Annotated in this window: 15 protein-coding genes; 10 read left to right on the forward strand and 5 right to left on the reverse strand. The window is 71.8% G+C overall.

From position 1 onward, the window contains the following. Positions 1-519: 519 nt before the first annotated feature. The 4 genes from C1A33_RS28165 to C1A33_RS28180 all read left to right on the forward strand — a co-directional run bounded on the left by C1A33_RS28165 (position 520) and on the right by C1A33_RS28180 (position 3,471). Positions 520-741 (forward strand): hypothetical protein, encoded by a 222-nt coding sequence (locus C1A33_RS28165; protein ID WP_101834837.1) that lies wholly within the window; start codon positions 520-522, stop codon positions 739-741. A gap of 134 nt (positions 742-875) precedes the next feature. Then, entirely contained in the window at positions 876-1,733 is an 858-nt protein-coding gene (locus tag C1A33_RS28170) for a sterol desaturase family protein (RefSeq protein ID WP_133150860.1), read from the forward strand. 88 nt (positions 1,734-1,821) lie between these two features. Next, positions 1,822-2,136 (forward strand): hypothetical protein, encoded by a 315-nt coding sequence (locus tag C1A33_RS28175; protein ID WP_101834841.1) that lies wholly within the window; start codon positions 1,822-1,824, stop codon positions 2,134-2,136. 381 nt (positions 2,137-2,517) lie between these two features. Then, positions 2,518-3,471 carry an IclR family transcriptional regulator gene (locus tag C1A33_RS28180; protein ID WP_165818621.1) on the forward strand — a complete coding sequence of 318 codons (954 nt, stop codon included), beginning with the start codon at positions 2,518-2,520 and terminating at the stop codon, positions 3,469-3,471. Between the two features lie 94 nt (positions 3,472-3,565). Here C1A33_RS28180 and C1A33_RS34395 read toward each other — a convergent pair whose 3' ends face one another. Then, the gene (locus C1A33_RS34395; protein WP_133150861.1) at positions 3,566-3,868 is read right to left on the reverse strand and encodes a hypothetical protein; all 303 of its coding nucleotides are present in this window, start codon (positions 3,866-3,868) and stop codon (positions 3,566-3,568) included. Between the two features lie 345 nt (positions 3,869-4,213). Between C1A33_RS34395 and C1A33_RS28190 the strand changes: the two genes are divergently transcribed. The 6 genes from C1A33_RS28190 to fxsT all read left to right on the forward strand — a co-directional run bounded on the left by C1A33_RS28190 (position 4,214) and on the right by fxsT (position 16,472). Then, on the forward strand, positions 4,214-5,434 hold the full coding sequence (locus C1A33_RS28190) for an ABC transporter substrate-binding protein (protein WP_165818622.1): 1,221 nt from the start codon (positions 4,214-4,216) through the stop codon (positions 5,432-5,434). A gap of 42 nt (positions 5,435-5,476) precedes the next feature. After that, positions 5,477-8,284 (forward strand): branched-chain amino acid ABC transporter permease/ATP-binding protein, encoded by a 2,808-nt coding sequence (locus C1A33_RS28195; protein WP_101834848.1) that lies wholly within the window; start codon positions 5,477-5,479, stop codon positions 8,282-8,284. Between the two features lie 698 nt (positions 8,285-8,982). Further along, positions 8,983-9,570 carry an effector-associated domain 2-containing protein gene (locus C1A33_RS28200; RefSeq protein ID WP_133150862.1) on the forward strand — a complete coding sequence of 196 codons (588 nt, stop codon included), beginning with the start codon at positions 8,983-8,985 and terminating at the stop codon, positions 9,568-9,570. Between the two features lie 223 nt (positions 9,571-9,793). Beyond that, positions 9,794-11,278: a VMAP-C domain-containing protein gene (locus C1A33_RS35375; protein WP_165818623.1), complete on the forward strand. Its 1,485-nt coding sequence runs from the start codon at positions 9,794-9,796 to the stop codon at positions 11,276-11,278. Continuing rightward, on the forward strand, positions 11,275-12,420 hold the full coding sequence (locus tag C1A33_RS28210) for a MoxR family ATPase (RefSeq protein WP_133150863.1): 1,146 nt from the start codon (positions 11,275-11,277) through the stop codon (positions 12,418-12,420). The genes C1A33_RS35375 and C1A33_RS28210 overlap by 4 nt, the downstream gene beginning before the upstream one ends. Next, complete coding sequence (gene fxsT / locus C1A33_RS28215) at positions 12,417-16,472, forward strand: FxSxx-COOH system tetratricopeptide repeat protein (protein ID WP_101834856.1); 4,056 nt, start codon at positions 12,417-12,419, stop codon at positions 16,470-16,472. Before C1A33_RS28210 ends, fxsT begins: the two co-directional genes overlap by 4 nt. Here fxsT and C1A33_RS28220 read toward each other — a convergent pair. The 4 genes from C1A33_RS28220 to C1A33_RS28230 form a co-directional block, all read right to left on the reverse strand. Continuing rightward, positions 16,469-18,226 (reverse strand): HEXXH motif domain-containing protein, encoded by a 1,758-nt coding sequence (locus tag C1A33_RS28220; RefSeq protein WP_243408020.1) that lies wholly within the window; start codon positions 18,224-18,226, stop codon positions 16,469-16,471. The genes fxsT and C1A33_RS28220 overlap by 4 nt on opposite strands. Before the next feature lie 134 nt (positions 18,227-18,360). After that, positions 18,361-18,543, reverse strand: a complete 183-nt coding sequence (locus tag C1A33_RS34400) for a hypothetical protein (protein WP_133150864.1) — start codon at positions 18,541-18,543, stop codon at positions 18,361-18,363. 214 nt (positions 18,544-18,757) lie between these two features. After that, positions 18,758-19,648 (reverse strand): enoyl-CoA hydratase/isomerase family protein, encoded by an 891-nt coding sequence (locus C1A33_RS28225; protein ID WP_101834860.1) that lies wholly within the window; start codon positions 19,646-19,648, stop codon positions 18,758-18,760. A gap of 101 nt (positions 19,649-19,749) precedes the next feature. Further along, a complete protein-coding gene (locus tag C1A33_RS28230) occupies positions 19,750-20,712 on the reverse strand; it encodes an MTB12 C-terminal domain-containing protein (RefSeq protein ID WP_133150865.1) in 963 nt (320 codons plus the stop codon). Positions 20,713-20,798: the final 86 nt, after the last annotated feature.

The following is a 20,798-nucleotide window of genomic DNA, read 5'->3' on the forward strand; positions in this document are numbered from 1 at the left end:
GAGCGAGGGAGCCCGGCTGGTGGGTCGCCGGGACGCCCCCACACGTTCGCGCTGACCCGCCAGCCGGGCTCCCTCGCTCCCGCTGATGTCTCCCGGACCTATGCCTGGCCTTTCCTGACGGCGTCTGGCCGAGGCGCGGGGGGCACCGTGCCCCGCCCACGGGATCGCGGCGTGTCTTCCTTGGCACCGGTTCGTGCCCCCGGAATGCGTCCGCAGTCCTTCCCGAATTGTGGTGGCGGGACGTTCGTAAATCCTTTCGGCTGAACAGCTGGATAGTCGTGGACCGCCAGCCCGTCGGGTCCGTCTGATTTTATGGTGAACAATGGGTGTCGCAGTGCGGATCGTCCTCGTACCGCCGAGCAAGATGGGTTATCGTCACTACGACGGCCGGGATATCCCTGCTTTGGACCGGCTGTTGTGATCCTCGGCGGGCCGGGTCTGCCGAGTTCCTTCGATTGGTGTGAGCGTCCTCGCCGGATGCCTCCGGAGCGCTCAGACCAGGGAATGAAAGGAATCCTCATGGCTACGGCACAGACCTTCTTCCAGAACACCGTCGGCCGTATGTTCCTCATCGCGATGCTCGCTGTCGGCCTGGCTGGCGGGACGCTGTCCGTGACCCACCCGGAATGGTTCCGTGGCGCGTCCTCCGACGCCGGCGTGATGCCGATCGGCGGCGGGGTCGGCGGTCCCATCAAGGGCGGTCCGATCGTGATCAACCCGGTCACGGGCCCGACCAGGTAGCCCCTTCGCTCCCTGCTCCCGGCGCCGCCGGGGGATGGGCCGTGCGATCGGGCGGCCCGTTCCCCGGCGCACCGGAGGCGGCGCGAACCCGAGGATCTGCTGGGTCTGAGATGTCGCTGGGGTTGGAGATGCCGATGGAATCGGACGGGTCGGTGGTGTTCCTGGGGAGCCGGTGGGAGTCGGCGCGGCGTGCGTTCACCGGGCTGGTCGTCGCGGCGGCCGTCGTGCTGGGCGTGGTGGAGCGGCCCCGGCTGGTGATCGGGTTCGCGATCTGCGCGCTGGTGTTCTTCCCGCTTGAGCAGCTCATTCCCCTGGTCCGGCGCCCACCGCGCCGCGACTGGACCGTCGACGTCGTGCACAGCTTCGCCAACCGGCTGCCGATCACGATCGCCTTCACGGTGGCGCTCGGCGTGCTCGGCCCGGCCGCGCACGCGGCCTTTCCCGCCGAGCTGCGCCGGGTCGTCCTCGCCCAGCCCGGCTGGCTCCAGTTCGTCGTCCTGCTCCTCATCGCCGACCTGGCGAACTACGCCGGCCACCGGGCACTGCACGAGATTCCGGTCCTGTGGCGGCTGCACGCGGTGCACCATTCCAGCACCGGCCTCGACTGGCTCTCGACGAGCCGCGGCCACCCCCTCGATCAGATCATCAATCTGCTCGTGACCGTCACCCCGGTCTACGCGATCGGTTTCGACCTGACGTTCTCGGTGGCCTTCATGGCGTTCCAGTTCTACTTTCCGTTCCTGGCCCACGCCAACACCCGCCTGACCCTGCGCCCGCTGAGCGCCGTGCTCGTCACCCCTGCCTTCCACCACTGGCACCACGCCTACGAGCCGGCCGCGGTGAACCGCAACTACGGCGCCATCCTCTCCGTCTGGGACTGGCTCTTCCACACCAGCTACCTTCCCCGCCGCATGCCCACCGCTTACGGCATTCCCGACCCCATGCCAAACGGCTGGCTCGGCCAGCTCGCCGCCCCCTTCCGCTCCCGCTGACCCCGCCGATCAACCGGCGAGGCGAGCCACACCGACCACCATTGCGTCGGTCCAACTATTCGCCCGCCAGCGGACGTCGTGACCGACGATGTCCGCGTTCGCCGCGCAGGGCGAAGGCCCGCGGGTCGTGATCGTGCTCGCGTCGGTGCTGGCGACCAGGGTCAGCTGGTATTGGCGTTACCGGCTGACCCCCGCCTCCGATCTGGGGGCCACGAGCCCGTGGGCCGGGCGGCTGAGCCAGGTCCTTCGCACGCGGGTCGCCGAGCTGCGCTTCGCCCGTCCCTATGCCGTCGTCGCGGTCGCGCGCCACCAGATCCCGTCGACCGGTACCGCCGCGCCGGGCCCCTGGGACGGCCTGCCCGTCTTCTCCGCCTGGATCACCGAACCCGACGACGCCTCCTGACCCGACGACGTCGTCCAGCAGGCGCCCGTGCCCATGGTCCACTGCTGTTCCAGCCCGCGCAGGCGGGGGTCGCCGGCGCGCCGGCGACCTCAGTCCGGCGGTGGGCAGCGTCCGCCGGCCCAGGACAGCCGGCACGTTGCGATGGACCGCCGAGCAGTACGACCGCCCCTGCCTTCATGCGCCCTCCCTCAGGTCCGCCGACCAGCCGGGTGCCACACTCCTTCCCTTAGCGAAAGATATCTTCCCTAGGGAGAAGGATCTAGGATCGGGTGGGGGCCCGTCCGGTAGTACGATCGCGACGCGGCACGCCGTTGTCGCCTGTCTTGTTGCCCAGGGAGTCGGCCCGGCGCAGATCAGGCAGAACGAACAGAAAGGCGACAGGTGGCGAAGAGTGTTCCGGCGCTCGACCGCGCTCTGCGGATACTCGGCGAGCTGGCGGCCCGACCCGCCGACGCACTGACCCTCTCCGAGCTCGCGCGCGCCGCCGACGTCAACCTCTCCACCTGTCACTCCATCGTCATGGCGCTCACCGAGGCGAGTTACCTGCTGCGCCACGAGCCGGCCAAGACGTACACGCTGGGGCCGGCGGTGGTCGAGATCGGCGCCGCCGCGCTCGCCCAGTACCCCGGCCTGCTGGCCGCCCGCCAGGAGGGCGATGCCCTGATGCGCCGCTTCGAGCTGGGCGTGATCATCGGCGGTCGGGCCGGCGACGAGCTCCTCGTCCTGGAGGACATCGCGTCGCCCCACGTCACCCCGGACAGCCGCAAGGGCTTCCGGGGGCCGATGGCGCCGCCGCTCGGCCGGCTGTTCATGGCCTGGGAGCCCGACGACGCGATCCTGGCGTGGCTGCAACGGCTCAGCTTCGACGAGGACTCGGACGAGGTCCGCTACTACCGCGACGCCCTGCGCATCACCCGCGAGCAGGGCCACATCGTCGCCCTCGACGGCACGATCAGCGAGTTGGTGATCAGGCTTGCGGTCCAGCTCGCGCGCGCCACCACCCAGCACGAGCGGCTCGACATCGCGGTACGGATGGCGGACCTGGTGCGCGACGAGGAGTACGCTCACCTCGGCCAGCGCACCAGCACCCTGCACCGCCAGGACGTCGTCGGCGTACCCGTGTTCTGCGCTGACGGCCGAACCGCACTGACGCTCAGCGTCGTCGGCCGTCCGGGTGACATCGCGCAGCGCAACGTGCCCGTCATCCTGCGCGCTCTGACCGCGGCTGCCCGGCGGATCGCCGCGACCCTCGGCGGCCACACGCCGACCAGCGCGGACGGAGCCGACGGAGCCGAGCACCCGCGGCGAGCGGAGGGCCCGGGGGCTCACGTGTAGCAGCGGGTCAGTCGCGAGCCGTGCCCGCGGGCATGCTCCGATGCCCGCGGACCGCGGTTACCGCGCCTCGGGCAGGGCGCCGGGCCGACGAGGTTCACGTACTCGAACACCATCGGCGACGCCATGACCTCGGCGATCTGCCCGGCGACGTGCTCGAGCCGCATCGGCGTGTAGCCGAACGAGCCGGCCTCCCCCAACGCGGCGCCAGCGTCGCCACCGTGGCGCTGTCGAAGTCCCGGGCGAACTCGCAGAACCAGAAGTTGCGGCGCAGCACCTCGGTCGGGGTGATGTCCAGGCCGAACCGCGGACCGTAGTACGCCTTGTTGTCGCGGTGACGCAGCAGGTGGCCCATCCGGTCGAGCAGGCCTGGCACCCAGGAGATGCCACCCTCGGACACGCAGATCCTCAGGTCCGGGAAGCGCACCGGATCGCTGCCCCACTCCCGCGCCGCCTCGAACCGGATCGGCGGGAGGTCTTGCCGTCGGTCGAGGTGGCCGCTATGGTTCCGGCATCGCGAAGTGGCCTTCGCTACAGAGAAGGTTCCGGGCGGTCAGGAAGGCGGATCCACACCGTCCAGCGGGGTGGCGCGCATGCCTGGCGCCCGGTTGCGCCGCTGTACCCAGCGGCGGGTTTCGCGGGTTGACACGACCATCGCGGACGCGTCGACGGGGGCGCGGGACATGGGACTGGAGTCCAGAATGATCACGGAAGTCTTAGCGGGAGCGTCAGTCCGATGAGAGGCGTGAAGCCCGTCTTAGCGGCTGTCTGCGTCACAGCGCTCGCGGCGCTCTCGGCCTGTGGCAGCGGCGGTGGTGGTGACGCGGGTGCCAAGGCGAAGCCCGGCGCGAACCTGACCGGTCCCGACGTCAAGGTGATGACCTGGTCGGAATGGAACACCCAGGCCATCAACTATCCGGGAATTCCCTATGCCGCGCAGGTGGCGGCGGACTACGTCAACGACCATGGCGGCATCAACGGTCACCGCATCGTCCTCGAGACCTGCAACGCGCAGGGCGATCCCAACCGGGCCGAGCAGTGCGCCCGCCAGGCGGTCTCGAGCAAGGCGGTCGCGGTTCTCGGCTCCTTCACCCAGTTCGGCAACCGGACCGTGCCGGTGCTGGAGCAGGCGCATATTCCGATGATCGGGCTGACCCCGCTCACCGCGCCGGAGTACACCAGCGAGTGGTCCTTCCCGATCAGCGGCGGTTCGTACGCGAACACCGCGGGTGAGGCGCAGCGAGCGGTCGACGCCGGCTGCAAGCAGGTCGCGGTCGCGCAGGCGGACAACCCGGCGGCCGACGCGGCGACCAACACGTTCAAGCTGGCGGCGGCCACCCACAACCTCAAGGTCGTCGGGCCGATCCGGCTGCCGCTGACCGCCACCGACTTCGCGCCGCAGGTGGCCCAGACCCGCGGCTCCGACTGCGTCGCCTTCGTGACGGCCCCCGGCCAGGTCGCGATCTTCCTGAAGAGCCTCGCCCAGTCCGGCGAGAAGCCGAAGCTCATCAACTTCGTCGGCGGCATTGACGACACCGTGCTGAACAAGACCGGCGGCGTTGCGGAGGGCATGCTGACCGACGGCTGGTACCCGCCGACCACCTCGCCGCTGTGGAAGGGCTACCGCGACGCGATCGACACGTACGCGGGCAGCCACAAGAAGGACATCGCCCTGGTCAGTGACCAGAACAGCACCGCCTGGCTGACGTTCCAGATCTTTCAGAAGGTGACGAAGGGCCTGTCGGCCGTCACCGGTGACACGGTGGCGGACGCCCTGCGCAGGACGACCGCTCTCGACACCGGCGGGCTGACCCCGCCGCTGAACTGGAGCAAGCCGGGGCCGATCTCGTCGATTCCGCGCATCGTGAACGCGACGGTCTTCCCCGGAAAGGTCGAGGACGGCAAGGTCGTCGCCGACGGTAAGGAATTCATTCAGGTCGCCCCGCTGCTGCGGGACCTGCGGTAACCAGTCCGCCCCCCGGCAACGAAGAGAGGAGGTGGGTGTCGCGTGACGGAAGTTCTGCGCTTCGCTTTACTCGGTCTCGGTATCGGATCGATGTACGCTCTGTCCGCGAGCGGCGTCATTCTGATTTATCGTGCATCCGGCGTTGTGAACTTCGCCCACGGTGCCATCGGAATGCTCGGTGCGTACCTGGCCTGGGAACTCAACGCCAACCACGGCGTGACCTACCCGGTCGCCTTCGTTGCCGGGGTGGTGGCCTCGGGACTCGTCGGACTGCTGACCCATCTCGTGGTCATCCGCCCGCTGCGGCGGGCGTCCGCGCTCATCCGGCTGGTCGCCACGCTCGGCGTCATGATCATCATTCAGGCCGCGGCCGTCCTGCGCTACGCGGACACCACCGAACTGGTGGACAGCGCCCTGCCCACCAAGCTGATCCACCTCGGTGACATCGACGTGACGTCCGACCGCCTGCTGCTGCTGGCGATCGCCGCCGCGGTCAGCGTGGCGCTCGCGCTCTACAGCCGGACGACGTTCGGCCTGGCCACCGCCGCGGTCGCCCAGAACCAGCGGGCCGCGGCGACGCTGGGCTGGTCGCCCGACGTCATCGCCGCGGTGAACTGGGTGATCGGGTCCGCGCTCGCCGGCGCGGCGACGATCCTCATCGTGCCGATCATCGGCCTGCAGGTCGGCGCGCCGACTGGCATCCTGCTGGCGGCGCTGGCCGTCTGCGTCGTCGCGAGCTTCCGCTCCTTCGGCATCGCCTTCGCCGCAGGCATCGCGATGGGCGTCCTGCAGAGCGAGCTGACCAGGTACGGCAACGTCACCGGCCTGTCCCAGGCGGCGCCGTTCCTGGTCATCATGGTGATGATGACGCTGCGGGGACGCTCGCTCCCGCTGCGCGACTTCATGAACGAACGCCAGCCCGAGGTGGGCTCGGGACGGGTGCGTGTCGGCCGGCTGCTGGTCGGGGCCGTCGTCGCCATCGTCCTGATCACCCAGGCCGCGTCCTCGACCTGGGCGGACGCGGTCACGGGCACGATGGTCGCGAGCCTCATCCTGCTGTCGATCGTGGTCGTCACCGGCTACGCCGGGCAGCTCTCGCTCGGCCAGGTCGCCCTGTCCGGCGTGGGTGCCTACATCGCCGGGCGGCTGGTGGCCTCCGCGCACTGGCCGTTCGAGCTCGCGGCGGTGGTCGCGGTGCTCGCGGCGGTGCCGATCGGGATGGCCTTCTCACTGCCCGCCCTGCGTACCAGGGGCGTCAACCTGGCGATTATCACCCTGGGGCTCGGCGCGTCGGTGCAGTACATGCTGTTCCAGAACGCCAAGGCCACCGGCGGGGTGGCCGGCATCGAGGTCGGCGCCCGGCACCTGTTCGGGTTCAACATCGACGCCTCCGAGCATCCCAGCCGCTATGCCGCGTTCGCGTTCGTCGTGTTCGTGCTGGCCGCGCTGCTCGTGGCGAAGGTGCGCCGCAGCCGGACCGGCCGGCAGCTGCTGGCCGTGCGGACCAACGAGCGAGCCGCCGCGGCGCTGGGCATCGACGTCGCCGGCGCCAAGGTCTACGCCTTCGGGTTGTCCTCGGCGCTGGCCGCCCTCGGTGGCATCGTCGACGGGTTCCGCTCCCACTCGCTGCTGTTCAGCACGTTCACGGCAGATGGCTCGATCACGTCGGTCGGCAACGCGGCCATCGGCGGCATCGGGTACGTGCTGGGGCCGATCCCCGGCGGCACCCTGGCCTCCGGGTCAGTGGGCACCAAGGTCTCGGACGCGATCTTCTCCGGGCTGAGTGACTACCTGCCGCTCATCTCCGGCGTCATCCTGATCCTGCTGCTGATCGGCAACCAGAACGGCATCGTCGCCGAGGTCAGCAGACAGATCGGCGCCGTCTCGGCCCGGCTCCCGTCGCTGCCGTCCCTTCCCTCGCGGCCCTCGCCCGCGGCGCTGCTGCGGCGGGCCCCTCGCTCCCGGGCTCCGACGGCGGACGGCGGCATCCCCGCCGCCGCCGGCGATGCGGTGGCCCGGCGGGAGACCGTCCCGCCGCGCGTGCTGGAGGTCGACTCCATCACGGTGCGCTACGGTGCGGTGCGGGCGGTGCATGACGTCAGCTTCCGCGTCGAGCCCGGCCAGGTCGTGGGCCTGATCGGTCCGAACGGCGCGGGCAAGACGACGATGCTCGACGCCGTCAGCGGCTTCACGCCCATCACGGAGGGTGATATTCGGCTGGACGGGCGCTCGCTGCGGGCCCTGTCCGCCGCCCGGCGCAACCGGGCAGGTCTGAGCCGCTCGTTCCAGTCCCTGGAACTGTTCGAGGACATGACCGTCCGCGACAACCTGCGCACCGCGGCGGACGAGCGCAGCCTGCCCGCCTACGTGCGCGACCTGGTGTCGCCGGACAGGGCGGAGCTGCCGCCGCAGGTGCTCGCCGCCGTGGCCGACTTCGAGCTGGCGGCGGACTTCGACCGCCAGACCCAGGATCTCTCCTACGGCCGGCGCCGGCTGCTCGCGATCGCGCGGGCCGTCGCGACGCTGCCCAGCGTGCTGCTGCTGGACGAACCGGCCGCCGGCCTGTCCTCGGTCGAGACCGCGGAGCTCGGCGTCCTGGTGCGCCAGCTCGCCGACACCTTCGGTATGGGCGTCCTCGTCATCGAGCACGACATGAACTTCGTGATGACGTACTGTGACCGCGTGGTGGTGCTCGACTTCGGCGAGAAGATCTGCGAGGGCACGCCGGCGGACGTCCGCAACGACCCGGCGACGATCGCCGCCTACCTGGGCACCAGCGGCGAGGCGGACGGGGAGGCGGGTGGTGCGCCGGCCGTGGACCCCGCACCGGCCGCCGCCGTGCGCACCTGAACGGCCTCACCCCGAGGTGGCTGGCGCCGAGCGTGGGAGTGACGCCAGCGGCGTCGCGGGCTGACGCCGCTGGAATCCTGATCCAGGTCGCCGGTCGCCGCCTCGGCCGGCTGGCCACACCGCCGCCGTCGACGGCGAGCACCCCACCCAACCTCGATGACGACGGGGCCAGGGCTGGCCGTGTGTCGCCGCCGGCGGCGGCATCTCCGGTTCGGCCGTCGTTCCCGGCCCCCTCGCGGAGCCGCGGCGCTGCTGGCCGATCCACACCCGCTCGTCGCCGCGGCGGCAGCGGTCTGGAGCCGGCCGGGCGTCAGCACCGATGGCCTGCGCCGCTGGCAGGATGGCCTGCCGGGCGCGGTCGAGGTCGGTGACGTCCCGTCCCAGGAGGTGGCGGACGGCTGGGCGCGCGAGCACTCCCTCGGGCTGATCGACCAGTTCCCGTTGCCGGTCGACTCCCCGGTGCGTCGTCGGTCCGCTGCATATTGCATCATCGGTCCGGTCGGCGGGAGACTGGCCTGGTGCATGCCGTCACGAGGACCGCTCGTGGACGGCGTGGATCGTTACCCAAGGTGTTGTGCCGCGATTGTTCGGGGGGTGGGAGGGTCGTGGCCATAGGTGATCCGTTCTGGCCTCGCCGTGTTGACCGCTCCGTGACCGATGGGGTGAGGGGCGCGGCGTCGGCGGGGGACGAGCTCCTGATGAGGATCGTCGACGCGCTCGAGCGTCGCTCGGATCTGCACCTGAGTGGCACCCGCGGGCTCCTCCTCGAGCAGATCGAGCGACGCAGCGGGCGGCGGCTGTATCTCCCGGAGGCGCCCATCGGCCGGGACTGGTGCTTCCTGCTGGTCCAGGCCTGCGCCGACGGTCTGCCAGGGGGGGTCGGCGTCCTCGTGGACGCTGTTGACGACCTGCGGCCGGGATCCTCGCTCGCGCATCAGCTGCGGCGCCTTGGCGCCGCCTGGGAGACGGGCGTTGACGTCGGCACCAGGGGCGATCCCGACGGTGAGGCGCACCCCACGGATGGCGAGAGACGGGGTCTTACCCCGGTGGAAATCCGGGAGCTCGCCCGCGCGGCGGGTCACGGGGCCCCCGCGCGACACCTGCTCGCGGACGCCGGATTTCCTCTCGAGCGTGTTCCCGTGCCGGACCACGACGCTGTCACCTTCTGGTGGGAGGTGGCGCGGCTGCTTCGGCACGGCCTGCTGGCCGATGGGCGGCGCTGTGTCCTGGCGGTCGCGGCGGCCCGGTTTCCGGACAACGCCGTCTTCGCGGCCTACCGCACCTGACCTGGCGTACTCGAGAATGCGCGCCGCGCCGGCCTCCCCGCCCGTACCGTCACTGGCGGCACAATGGCCACCGCGGGAAGGAACGTTGCGCGCTGCGGCGACGTTGCGCGTGGTACCTGACGGGTGGGCGCGCATCGCTTTTCCGTCGACGGGCGCGTTGTCATCATTCGGGGGAATCGTGGCCAACGGCGATGCGTCGCGTGCGTACCGGGAAACGCTCATCATGGCCGTTGTCGACATGCTCGAACGAGAACCGGACCTGCGTAGCGTCGAGGTCCGGATGTTGCTGGTCGGCAGGCTGGAAAGGCGCGTGGGGTGGCGGCTTCGGCTCCCGGAGTACCACGTCGACCGGGACTGGTATCTCCGGCTCGTCCAGGGCTGTTTCGACGACCTGCCGGGCGGCGTCAGCGCCCTCGTGGACGCCGTGGGGGATCTTCGGCCCGACTCGCCGCTGGCGGACCGCCTGTGCCGGCTGCGGGATGAGTGGGACGCGATCGACGTCGCCGAGGACCTGGGCACGCTCTGGGAGGTCCTGCGCGACGAGCTCACGGCCGTCACCGCGCGGCGGGGGACGTGGGCGTTCCACGAGGCCTGCAGTCCGTCGCGCACACCCCGCCACTGCGCCACCGCGTGGCACCAGTTCGTGTGGGCCGCGAGTCGGGTGCCGGCGCCGGGAGAGCTGACGCCCCCGGTCCGATTCCTGCTGCGCTGCCAGGATCTGCTCACGCCGGGCACCTGGGTACGGGTCGAGGCCTGGCTCTACCGTCAGGTACATCGGTCCGACCTCTCCGCGCAGCTGCACAGCGCACGGCTCGCGCTGGCACCCGCGCTGGCCCGGCGCCGGCACGCCTGCGTCATCACCCTGCAACTCGAGCCCATGGGCCCAGGGCCCGATGATCATCATGCCTCCTGGACGCTGCGCTGGACGGGGTCCGCGGCGGCCTGGCTCGGGCCCGCCCGCCAGGCCGGCACCGAGCGGTTCGAGGAGGTCACCGCGGCCATCCTCGACGAGGCCGAGGCGGTGGTCGCCGCGGAGATCCCGGTCGGGGAACCGATCGATCTGCTCGTCGAGCTCACCCTGCCCACACAGCACCTGGCCCTTCCCGTCTGCGGATGGGCGCGCGAGGTGGACGGCTCCCGTCGGTTACTCCTCCAGGACTATGCGATCGTGCTGCGCAGCCTCGACCGCCTGCAGTGGTCAGATCTGGCGCGGCGGCGCTGGCAGCAGCGGTGGGCCGCGTACAGCGAGGCCGCTCCCGGTGACGTCGTCGTGGTCGAGGCGGCACGGATCGGGCCGTTCGGTCTGGACGCGCAGCGGGGGATCACCGTGGTGGTTCTCAGCGGTCCGCCGACTCCCGGTTCGGTGGCACAGCGCCAGCTCGTCGACGCGCTGAGGGCCGGAGTCGCCGTGGCCGCCTGGCAGCGTCCGGAGTCCGGGCGCGCGGCGATCGACGCGGACCTGCACCATGTGCTGGTCCACGGTGAACCGCGGGACCTGCCCCACCGCCTGCGGGCCGAGAACCTCACCCGGCTGGACCAGAGCGCCGATCCGCTGGGTGCACACCTGCACGCCGTCACCCTCCTGTACGACGACGCGGACCGGCCGCCGACGGCCGGCGGCGCCGCCAGGCGGACCGAACGGCCGCCGGCAGGTGGATGGGTATCGCCCGCCGCCGTCACCCGGCCCGCCCCCGTGGCGGCGTCGTGATCGCGGACGGCGTCGAAGCGGTGGGCGCCGACGATGGCGTCCTGCGCACGAACGCCAGCATCCCCGACGGCCGGGAGGACACCTACCCGGTCCGCCGGACGTCGACCGGTCGCCGTCCGGCCGGTAGTCCGGTCGAGGGCGGCGAACCGCCGGCGTGGTGGCTGGTTCACGGCACCGGCCAGCCGCGAGCAGAGGCCGTGCAGTGGCCGCCGGCTCCGCCGTCGCGTCGGTTCACCGCGGCCCCGAACGACCTGTCGACGCCGGCGGAGGAGGATGAGCGGGCGGCCCGCCGTCGCGCCGATCTGGGCGCGGCGCTGCTGGACCGCGGCCAGCTGCCCGCGATCAACGCGGGCATCGCGCTGCGCAGGCCCCTGGTCGTCGTCGGGCCGGCGGGATCGGGGCGGCGCGAGCTGGCGTATCTGATTGCGCGGGAACTGGGGCTCGGCAGGGTGCTGCGATGGTCCGTCAACGGCCGGACCCTCCTGCGCGACGGTGTCTTCGATGATGACCAGGCCGGGTTCGTCCACGCCCTGTTCCGCCCGCCCGCCGGCGAGGTGGCGGACGGTTCGCTGCGGCTCGGGCCCCTGGCTACGGCCCTGCTCGCGCGCCGGCGACCTCGGGTACTGCTGGTGGAGGGCCTCGACCGGGCCGATGTCGACCTGCCCGACGATCTCGTCGAGGTCATTGATGGGGGGCGCATCCGGGTACCTGGCCTGCTCGCCGCGGCGATGTCCGCGCAGGGCGCCGCCGACGTGGCGACGGACGATCCGGGCGGGGTTACCACGCTCGACTCGAACGTCGTGCAGTGCGCCGAGTTCCCGATCATCGTGATCAGTGTCCTCGACGATCGGGAGCTGCCCACCGCCCTACGGCGGCGCTGCGTGCGGGTGAGGTCCGCCGCACCGTCGGCGCAGACGCTGCGGCGGCTGCTGGAGGGTCGCTTCGGGCCTGATCCCCGCTTCGCCGATCTGGTCGACCGCTTCGTCGCACGCCGGTCCGCCGGGGCGGGTCTCGTCGTGGATCAGCTGGTGGACCTCGCCCAGCTGGCGTTGACCGGAGCCCTTGACGGCGACGGCGGGCTCGAGGTGATCGACGCGGTGTGGGCCGCTCCCGCCGACGAGACCTTCCCGAGCATGCCATGACGGGCGTCTGGCCATCGGCGAACCCGTCGGACCGGGACCAGGACCGCGCGCCGGCCGAGGGAGAGGACCAGCCGGACAAGCCCTCGCGACTGCGGGCCCTGACCGTCCCGGTCCACGCCGAGCTGCCACCGGCCGTGCGCGACGAGCGGGCCTTCTCCCGGGCGCTGGCCCGCGCGCTCGGCCCGCTGGTCAGCCGGGAGGTCCGGTCGTTCACCCGGCCCGACGCCGAGACGCTCGTCCGCGGCCGCCCACGCCGGCGCGGGCCGGCGGCCCGGCGGGGCTGGCATCTGCTCCTCGTGGTCGACGCCAGTCCGACGTTCCTCGCGGTGTGGGCCGACGCCGTTCCTCGCCTGGCCCGGTTACTGCGCCGCCAGCCTGCGTTCGATCACGTCTCCATCGCCCGCCTCGTCGCCGACGAGCCAAACGGCCGGATGCGCCTGCGCGGCGGCCTGCCCGGGGACGCGTCGCGGGGTGCGCCGAGCTGGCGGGCGGCGGTGGGACGTCGTGTGATCTGGCTGGTCACGGACGGGCTGGGACCGGCCTGGCGCGGCGGGGACATGGCCGCGGTCCTGTCGCACTGGGCCGACGCGGGTCCGGTCGCCATCCTCGACGTCCTGAACGCACCGTTGTGGCGCTGGACCGACCTGGGCGCCCGCCGAGTGCGGATACGTGGTGCCGGCCGTGGCGCCGCGGGCCGGATCCGATTCTGGCGCCACGCGGGACTTCGACCTGACGCCGACGGGGACACGGACACGGACACGGATCCTGGCGCTGGGGCGCAGGCACCGTGGGAGGTCTCCGCCCGCGCCGGCACGCCGGTGCCGGTGATCGGGTTCGACGTCGAGTGGATCGCCTACTGGGCCCGTTACGTCGCCGCGACCGAGCCCGTCTGGTTCGAGACGACCGCCGTGATCGCCGATGACCTGGGGCCGTTGCCCCGGCAGCGGGAGGATGCACCACCGCCGCCACCCGACCGTCTCGCGGATTTCGCGGCCGCCGCGTCGCCGGCCGCGCGGCGACTGGCCGGTCTGCTGGCCGCGGTCGAGGCCGTCGACCACCATGGCCTGTGCACGATCGCCGGCATCGCCGGCGCCGAGCGCCGGGACGTGACCGAGGTCTTCGCCGCCGGCCTGCTCGCGCCCAGGGCCGGGCTGGGTCGGGCCGGGGACGCGGTCACCAGGTTCGCGATCGCCACGCCCGCGCGGTGGATGTTGCGCGGCACGCTCAGCCGGGCCGATGTCGTGCGGGTCTGCCACGCGCTGGGCCTCGTCGACCACGACGGACGCCCCACCGCGCCGACGCCGGGCGACGCGCCGCCCGGTCCTCACGATCCCCAGAGACGCCCACCTGTCCCGGTGGGCCGGGCGACACACGGCCCGGCTAATACAACAGAGAGTGATAGTACTTTTACAATGGGCAGCGCAGCCGGGGTGGAGCACATGAGTTCCCACCAAGAGGGCGGCAGGACGGAAGCCACCGAGGGCGTCACGGCGCGCGACCGGCCGGAGGGAGGGCGGGTGAGGCTGAGCGCGACTCTGCCCGTTCCGACGCTTCCCGGTCCCGGCCGGCTGCCCCGGATCTGGGGGAGCATACCTCCGCGTAATCCGCACTTCACCGGTCGCGAGGATCTGCTCGCCGACCTGGACACCCGTCTGGCCGAGGGCGTCGCGACCGTGCTGCCGGAGACGCTGCGGGGCATGGGCGGGGTGGGCAAGACTCAGCTTGCGACCGAGTACGTGTACCGGCATCTGTCGGACTTCGACGTCATCTGGTGGATCCCGGCCGAACAGTCGGTGCAGATCGGCAACGCGTTCACGGAACTGGGCGCGCGGCTCGGGCTGGACGTCGGCACCGAGGCGACCGTGGCGGTGCGCCGCGTCGTCGAGGCCCTGCGCCTGGGGGATCCGTACGGGCGCTGGCTGCTGGTGTTCGACAACGCCGAGGATCCGCAGTCGGTGCGGGAGTACTTCCCAGCCAGCGCGACCGGCCGCATCCTGGTCACCTCCCGCGATCCGAGCTGGGCGCATGTCAGCCGCCCGCTGGAGGTGGACGTGTTCCGCCGCGAGGAGAGCGTCCAGCTGCTGCGCAGCCGGGGCGCGCCGCTCGCGGACGCGGACGCCGACCGGGTGGCAGCGGCGCTGGGAGACCTGCCGCTCGCGATCGAGACCGCGGCGACCTGGCGAGCGGAGACGGGTATGTCGGCGGGGGAGTACCTACGCCTCCTGGAGGACAAACTGACCGACCTGCTCGGTACCCCGCCGGCGGACTATCCCCAGCCGGTGACCGCAGCCTGGAACGTCGCGCTCGACCGGCTGGCGCAGAGCAATCCGGCAGCTCTGGAACTTCTGCAGGTCTGCGCCTCTTTCGCGCCGGCGCCCATCTCCCGGCAGCTGCTGTCCCGCGCGCACAACGAAAAGATCTCGCCGGCGCTCGACGAGGCGCTGCGCGACCCGGTGAAACTGAGCCGGGCCATCCGTGACGTGAACCGGTACGCGCTGGCGCGCATCGACCATCGGGACAACTCGATCGTCATGCACCGTCTGGTCCAGGCGGTGCTCATCGGCCGGATGACGCCCGAGCAGCAGGGGACGATGCGCCATGGCGCCCACGTCCTGCTCGCGGCGAGCGACCCCAACGACCCCTCCAACTCGGTCCTGTGGTCGTCATACGCCGATCTCTATCCGCATGTGGTCGCCTCCAACACCGAGCGGTGCAGAGACCCCCGGGTTCGCCAGCTGCTGCTCAATCTGTGCGACTACCTCTGGTCGTGGGGCGATCACCAGGGCAGCAGCGACTTCGCCCGGCTCGTCTACGATGCCTGGGAGGCGGGGTTCGGCGAGGAGGATCCGTACACCCAGCAGATGGGCCTGCGGGTGGGCTGGGGTCTGGTCGCCGTGGGACGCTACGCCGAGGCCGCCGAGATCAACAGGCGCACCTTCGAGTTGTCGAGGCGCGTCAACGGTCCGGACGCCGAGCTGACCAACATCCTCATGGGGAGCGTCGGCACCGACCTGCGCTGGCGTGGTGAGTTCGCCGCGGCGCTCGAGATCGCCGAGGACGCCTACGCCCGCGCCACGCGGGACTTCGGCTCGGACGATCCCCAGACGCTGTCCACCGCGCAGAACGTCGCGGTATGCCTGCGGCTGCTCGGTCGCTTCACCGAGGCGGCGACGCTGGCCGACGACACCTGGCAGCGCCAGGCCCGCCTGTTCGGGGAGGACGACAGCCAGACGCTCAACACGCTCACCGGGCTCAACGTCGATCGCCGTGAGCTCGGGGACTACCTCGGCGCGCTGGCCGAGCAGGAGAAGATCGACGCTCGCTACCGACGCAAGCCGGGCATCTCGGCGGATCATCCCGCGCGGCTGCACTCGAGCCGCTACCTGGCGGTGGCGAACCGCCGCGCCGGCAACCACGCCGCGGCCCTCGAGCTGTCCCGTGATGTCGAAGAACGATCGTTCCACCGCTACGGCGGTGAGCATCCCGCCTCGCTCGCCTCGGCCCTGGGCCTGTCCATCGACCTGCGGCACGCGGGGTCCCTGCACGAGGCCCGCGCGGTCTGCACCCGAACTCTGCTGCGGTACGCCGCCCGGATCGGCGACGCCCATCCGCACACCCTGACCGCCGCCGTCAACCTCGCGATCATCGACCGGCTCTCAGGCCAGGTCGAGGCGGCCCTCGAACGCGACGAGCGGACGCTGGCCGCCTTCGTCGAACGGCTCGGCGACGCGCACCCGTCGACGTTGGCCACCGGCGCGAACCTGGCCAGCGACCTGTACATGCTGGGTCGCTTCGAGGAGGCGTACGATCATGACAGCCGCACGCTGTCGAGCGCGATCACGACGCTCGGGGAGGCCCATCCCTCGACGCTGGCCGTGTCGGCAAACCTCGCGATCGACCTGCGGGCCCTGGAGCGCACGGAGGAGGCGCTGGACCTGCAGGCCCGGACGCTGAGCAAGGTGGACGCGGTGCTCGGGCGCGAGCATCCGGCCGCCCGCCAGATCGTGGCCTGGATACGCCTGGACTGCGACCTGGACCCCGTGCCGATCTAGAACGACGGCTCGTCGCCGCACGGCGACAGCCAGGCGGCGAGTGCCGCGCCGCCGCCGCGCGGCGCGGCTCGTGCCACGGCGTGGACGAGGTCGGGACGCCGCCGCAGCACCCGTCCCGCCGTCGTGTGCTCGCCGAGAGCGAGTCCGAGGCCGACGAGGTCTCGACGGTCGGCACTGCCGGTCTGGTCGGCCGCATCGAGTGTCCTGGCGTAGAGCCGACCTGCCCGGACGCCGTCCCCGGCAATCAACGCCGCGTCCGCCGCGCTGATCACCGCGTCGCGCTCGTCGCGGCGGAAGGCGTCGCGCTCGGCCAGCCAGCGCCGGGCCAGCCTGGCCCGGGAGTCGAGCGCTCGTGCCCGCGGATCGGGGCGCAACCGCTGGGGGACCGCGACCACGTCCGCCGGCACAGCCGCGCCGTCCGACCAGGCCGCGGCGAGCCGGTGGACGAGGCGTTGCTCGGGAACCAGGTGGTGTATCCGCCACATCGCCCGCGTGTCGGCGTGCACGAGGTCCGCGAGTCGGCGGGCCTCTGTGGGCACCGGTTCACCGATCCAGCCGAGCGCGGTGAGCCGCAGACCGGACAGGAAGCGCCGTCCCAGGCCGGTCAACGGCCCGTCCCGGAGCAGATCCGCGGAGATGTCCAGCACCGCGCGACGCCACACGGCGAACTCGAAGTGGGCGAGCATCGCCTCGGCCCCCCGCGCGCGCCGCCGCTGGATCCGCCAGAAGTCGGTGACGCCGTGGTAGGCGTAGACACCCTGGAGAACGCCGCGGGTCGGCCGCGGATCGTCGCGCCAGGGCACGAACCACAGCCGCGGGGCCGCCCGCGGGTCCACGAGATCGTCAAGGTGGGACAGCGCGCCGAGCAGCGCGTGACGGAGTTCGTGCGCGAGGGTCGCGGCTCCGTCGACGGGATCGTGGGGCTCGGACATCTCGACGCTGCCTACGGCGTCGTTCGAGCTGGCGCTGAAGGAGTGGAAGCGGTCCGCTGCGGGCAGCGCGACGATCGCGGCTACCGTCGCGCTCACGGCCTCGGCGAGGCCCGGATGGCCCTCGCGCAGCACCGTCCAGACCGCGGCCAGCTTGCGTTCCCAGCGTTGCAGGTCGGCAGCCGGAAGCCACACCGGCGGCGCGCTGTGCCGGGTGAGGCGATACGGATCGGCGTCCTCCAGGACGACGCCGACCGCGCTGGCCACGCGGGTGGGCCGCCATACCTGGGTGACCGGGACGGCACGTGCCACCATGCCGGGGCCGCCGGGGCCGCCGGGGCCGGCGGGTGTGGGTGCCGGTACTCCCTCGAGCAGGATGCGGTCGGCGGCTGTGATGATCTCCACCCCGCGCTCCGACATTCGCACGGTGGCGGTCTCCCAGACCTCGTGGTCGGCGAAGCGGGTGTGGCCGAGCGTGGGCAGGTGGATCACGCCCTGGCGCATCGGCACCCTGATGTCGAGCGGGCCCCCGGCGTGGACGACGGCCGAGGCCGCCATAGTGTGCAGGTAGCCGACCTCGACCCATAGCGGCACATCCTCCGTACCGCCGGTGTGCAGCCGGCGCAGCAGCCGGGCGGCCCACGCCCCGGCGAAGGGGGAGTCGAGCACCACCTTGACGGCGGCCGGTCTGCGACGCTCGACATCGACAAGCAGATCCCATGCCTCGTCGGCGGACATCAGTGGACCGGCCGCGCCCGGCCGGTCCCGCAGAGCGTCGAGAACGGCGCGGAATGCCAGCCGACGATGGCTCGTCTCGGCGTCCAACAGCTTTCGGACAATGACCGGACCGAGTGTACCGAAGGTAAGGCTGTCCACGTCCCCGGGCAAGAACAGATGTGATGCGACCGTGCCCCCGATACCGGTGACTGCCGGACCGGCGGCGATGGGATCAGGACACATCAATCCGGCTGAAGTACGCAGCCGCCACCACCGCTTTGATCGCCGCGCGCGCAGGTCGGTTCACGGTCGAGGAGCAGGCGGTGAACACCGCCGCGCAGCGCGGCGGAAGGGGAGTCGCGTAACTGGTCCAAGCCGAGACCGCGCACGTCCACGAGCTCTATTCGACCTGCGGCGTCCGCCATCGTTGACCGCTCCTCCCGCGCGCCGCAGAAGGCCGCCGACGAACGGCTGACCCCGCGGCGACCACATTCTCCGCCCGGGCAAAACTCTGCGACCGCAGTCGGAGTGTCGCACATCGACCCACTCGCACGCGGCGTGAACGTCGTCGAGCCCGCGGGACGGCCGTTCATCCCGCCTTTGGTACGCCGCGGCCACGAGGCGGCACGGATCCGGTCGCTACCTGCCGGTGAAAGCGGCGGGCCGCTTGTCGAGGAAGGCGCGCATCGCCTCGGCGTGGTCGTTCGACATGGAGGTGAGGATCTGGGTGCGGTTCTCGATCTCGAGGGCGGTGTCGAAGGTGACGTCGAGGTTCGACCACAGGGCGCGCTTGGTCAGCATGACGCCGAACGGGCTGTTGGCGACGATGGCGCGGGCGGTGTCGAGCGCGGCCTCGAGCAGCTCGCCCGCGGGCACGACGCGGGAGACCAGGCCGATGCGGTCGGCCTCGGCGGCGTCCACCGGGCGTCCGGTCATCATGATCTCGGCGGCGCGCGACGAGCCGATATGACGGGGAAGGTGGTAGCTGATGCCACACTCGCCGGCGGACAGCCCGATCTTCACCGCGGCGACGTGGAACCGGGCCGACTCGGCGGCGATCCGGATGTCGGCGGCGAGCGCGAGGCCCATGCCGGCCCCGGCGGCGGCCCCGTTGACGGCCGCGATGACCGGCTGCGGGATCGCCCGGATGGCCCGCACCATCGACGCGAAGTTCTCCTGGCTGGCGAAGCGCTCCGCGGACGACCGTGCGCGACCTTCGTTGCGCTTGACCTGGCGGGCGATGTCGAGCCCGGCGCAGAAGGCCCGGCCGGCCCCGGTCAGCACCACCGCCCGTACCGACGCGTCGCCGCCGAGTTCGACCAGGGTCTCCCGGATCAGATCGACGAGCTCCGGCGTCAACGCGTTGAGCTGCTTCGGCCGGGACAGCGTGAGCACCGCGATCGACGGCTCGACGCGTTCCACCCGTAGGGGCGTCGCCTCACCCTCCACCGCGAGCGCGGCCTCGGCGCCGGGTGCCGTGCCGTTCGCGGAGGTCGTCGTGCTGCCGCCGCCGGTGCCGCTGTCTGCCATGGGTCCTCTCTCGGGGCAGTTCCCATCACCAGGAAACATCTAAATATTATGACTTAGTATCTGACCGTATCTACCTGTGGCGAGGGCGTCAACGCCGACGCTCAGGCTGGGGGGCAGCGCGCACCGGTCCAGGACAGCACGCCACAGTAGGTCTCCCGGGACACCTGCCATGCGGTGTTCCCGTCGTCGAGGACCGCGAAGCCGATCCGGGTCCCGGACTGGACGGCTCCGGAGTAGGCGAGCTGGAATTCCACCGCCGCGCGGGTGGGGCTCAGGAACACGATCTCGCCGACGAGTGGCCGTGATGTGCGCGTGGCCACGGGCTGGTTGGCCCGGGCCTGGAGGAGCGTGTCCCGCAGCCGCGGGCCGTCCTGCACCGCGGCCAACACGGCGTCCACGTCCTGGCCGCCGGTGAAGGCACGGGCGAACGCGTCGCGCACTTCGGTGGCCGCGGTCGCCGGATCCGCCGGTGGCTGCCCGGTGCCGGGCGGCGTCGGAGCCGGTGACAGCACCTCGACCGCGCGCTGCGCCGCGCTGTGAACGACGCTCGCGTCGATACTGACCTCGGCGCTGGTCAGGTCTCGCGACGGACACGCCGCCAGGAAGGTGACCGGGCCCGGCGGCGGGAGCGGCGACACCCAGATCCGCTCGGTATGGCGATGCACGCCGTCGAAGGATTCGAGCGGTCCGCTGGGGACGTGGCGGAACGGCACGTCGATTCCGCCGTTCGCGCCGGCGGGGCCGTAGGTGACCCCGACGACCGATCCGCGCGGTCCGGCGCCGACCCGGGGAAACGGCACCGCCTCGGAGCTGTTCCCGCTGCTGGGGCCGTAGCGGACCTCGACGCTGTCGTCGGCGAAGCGTACCCAGAACGCGATGATCGGCGCGGGATCGGGGGGCTGGTTGAATCCACCCGGAAGAAGGAGCCCGGGCAGGGCGTCCGAACGGGCGGCCGTCTCGACCGTCACCTCGAAACCCTGCGGATAGGCCGCGATCGACGCGAGGAACACCGCCACCCGGGTGGTACGGGCGACAAAGAGCTCGACCGGCACGGTACCGGGCACGATGTTGCGCGGCTTCTGCTCGACCGGATTGTTCCGGGGCCGGCGCGGTCGAGGATCCGGACCGTCTGGCCGGTCGTCGCTGGGGG

It is taken from the genome of Frankia canadensis, assembly GCF_900197875.1.
GTDB lineage: Bacteria > Actinomycetota > Actinomycetes > Frankiales > Frankiaceae > Frankia > Frankia canadensis.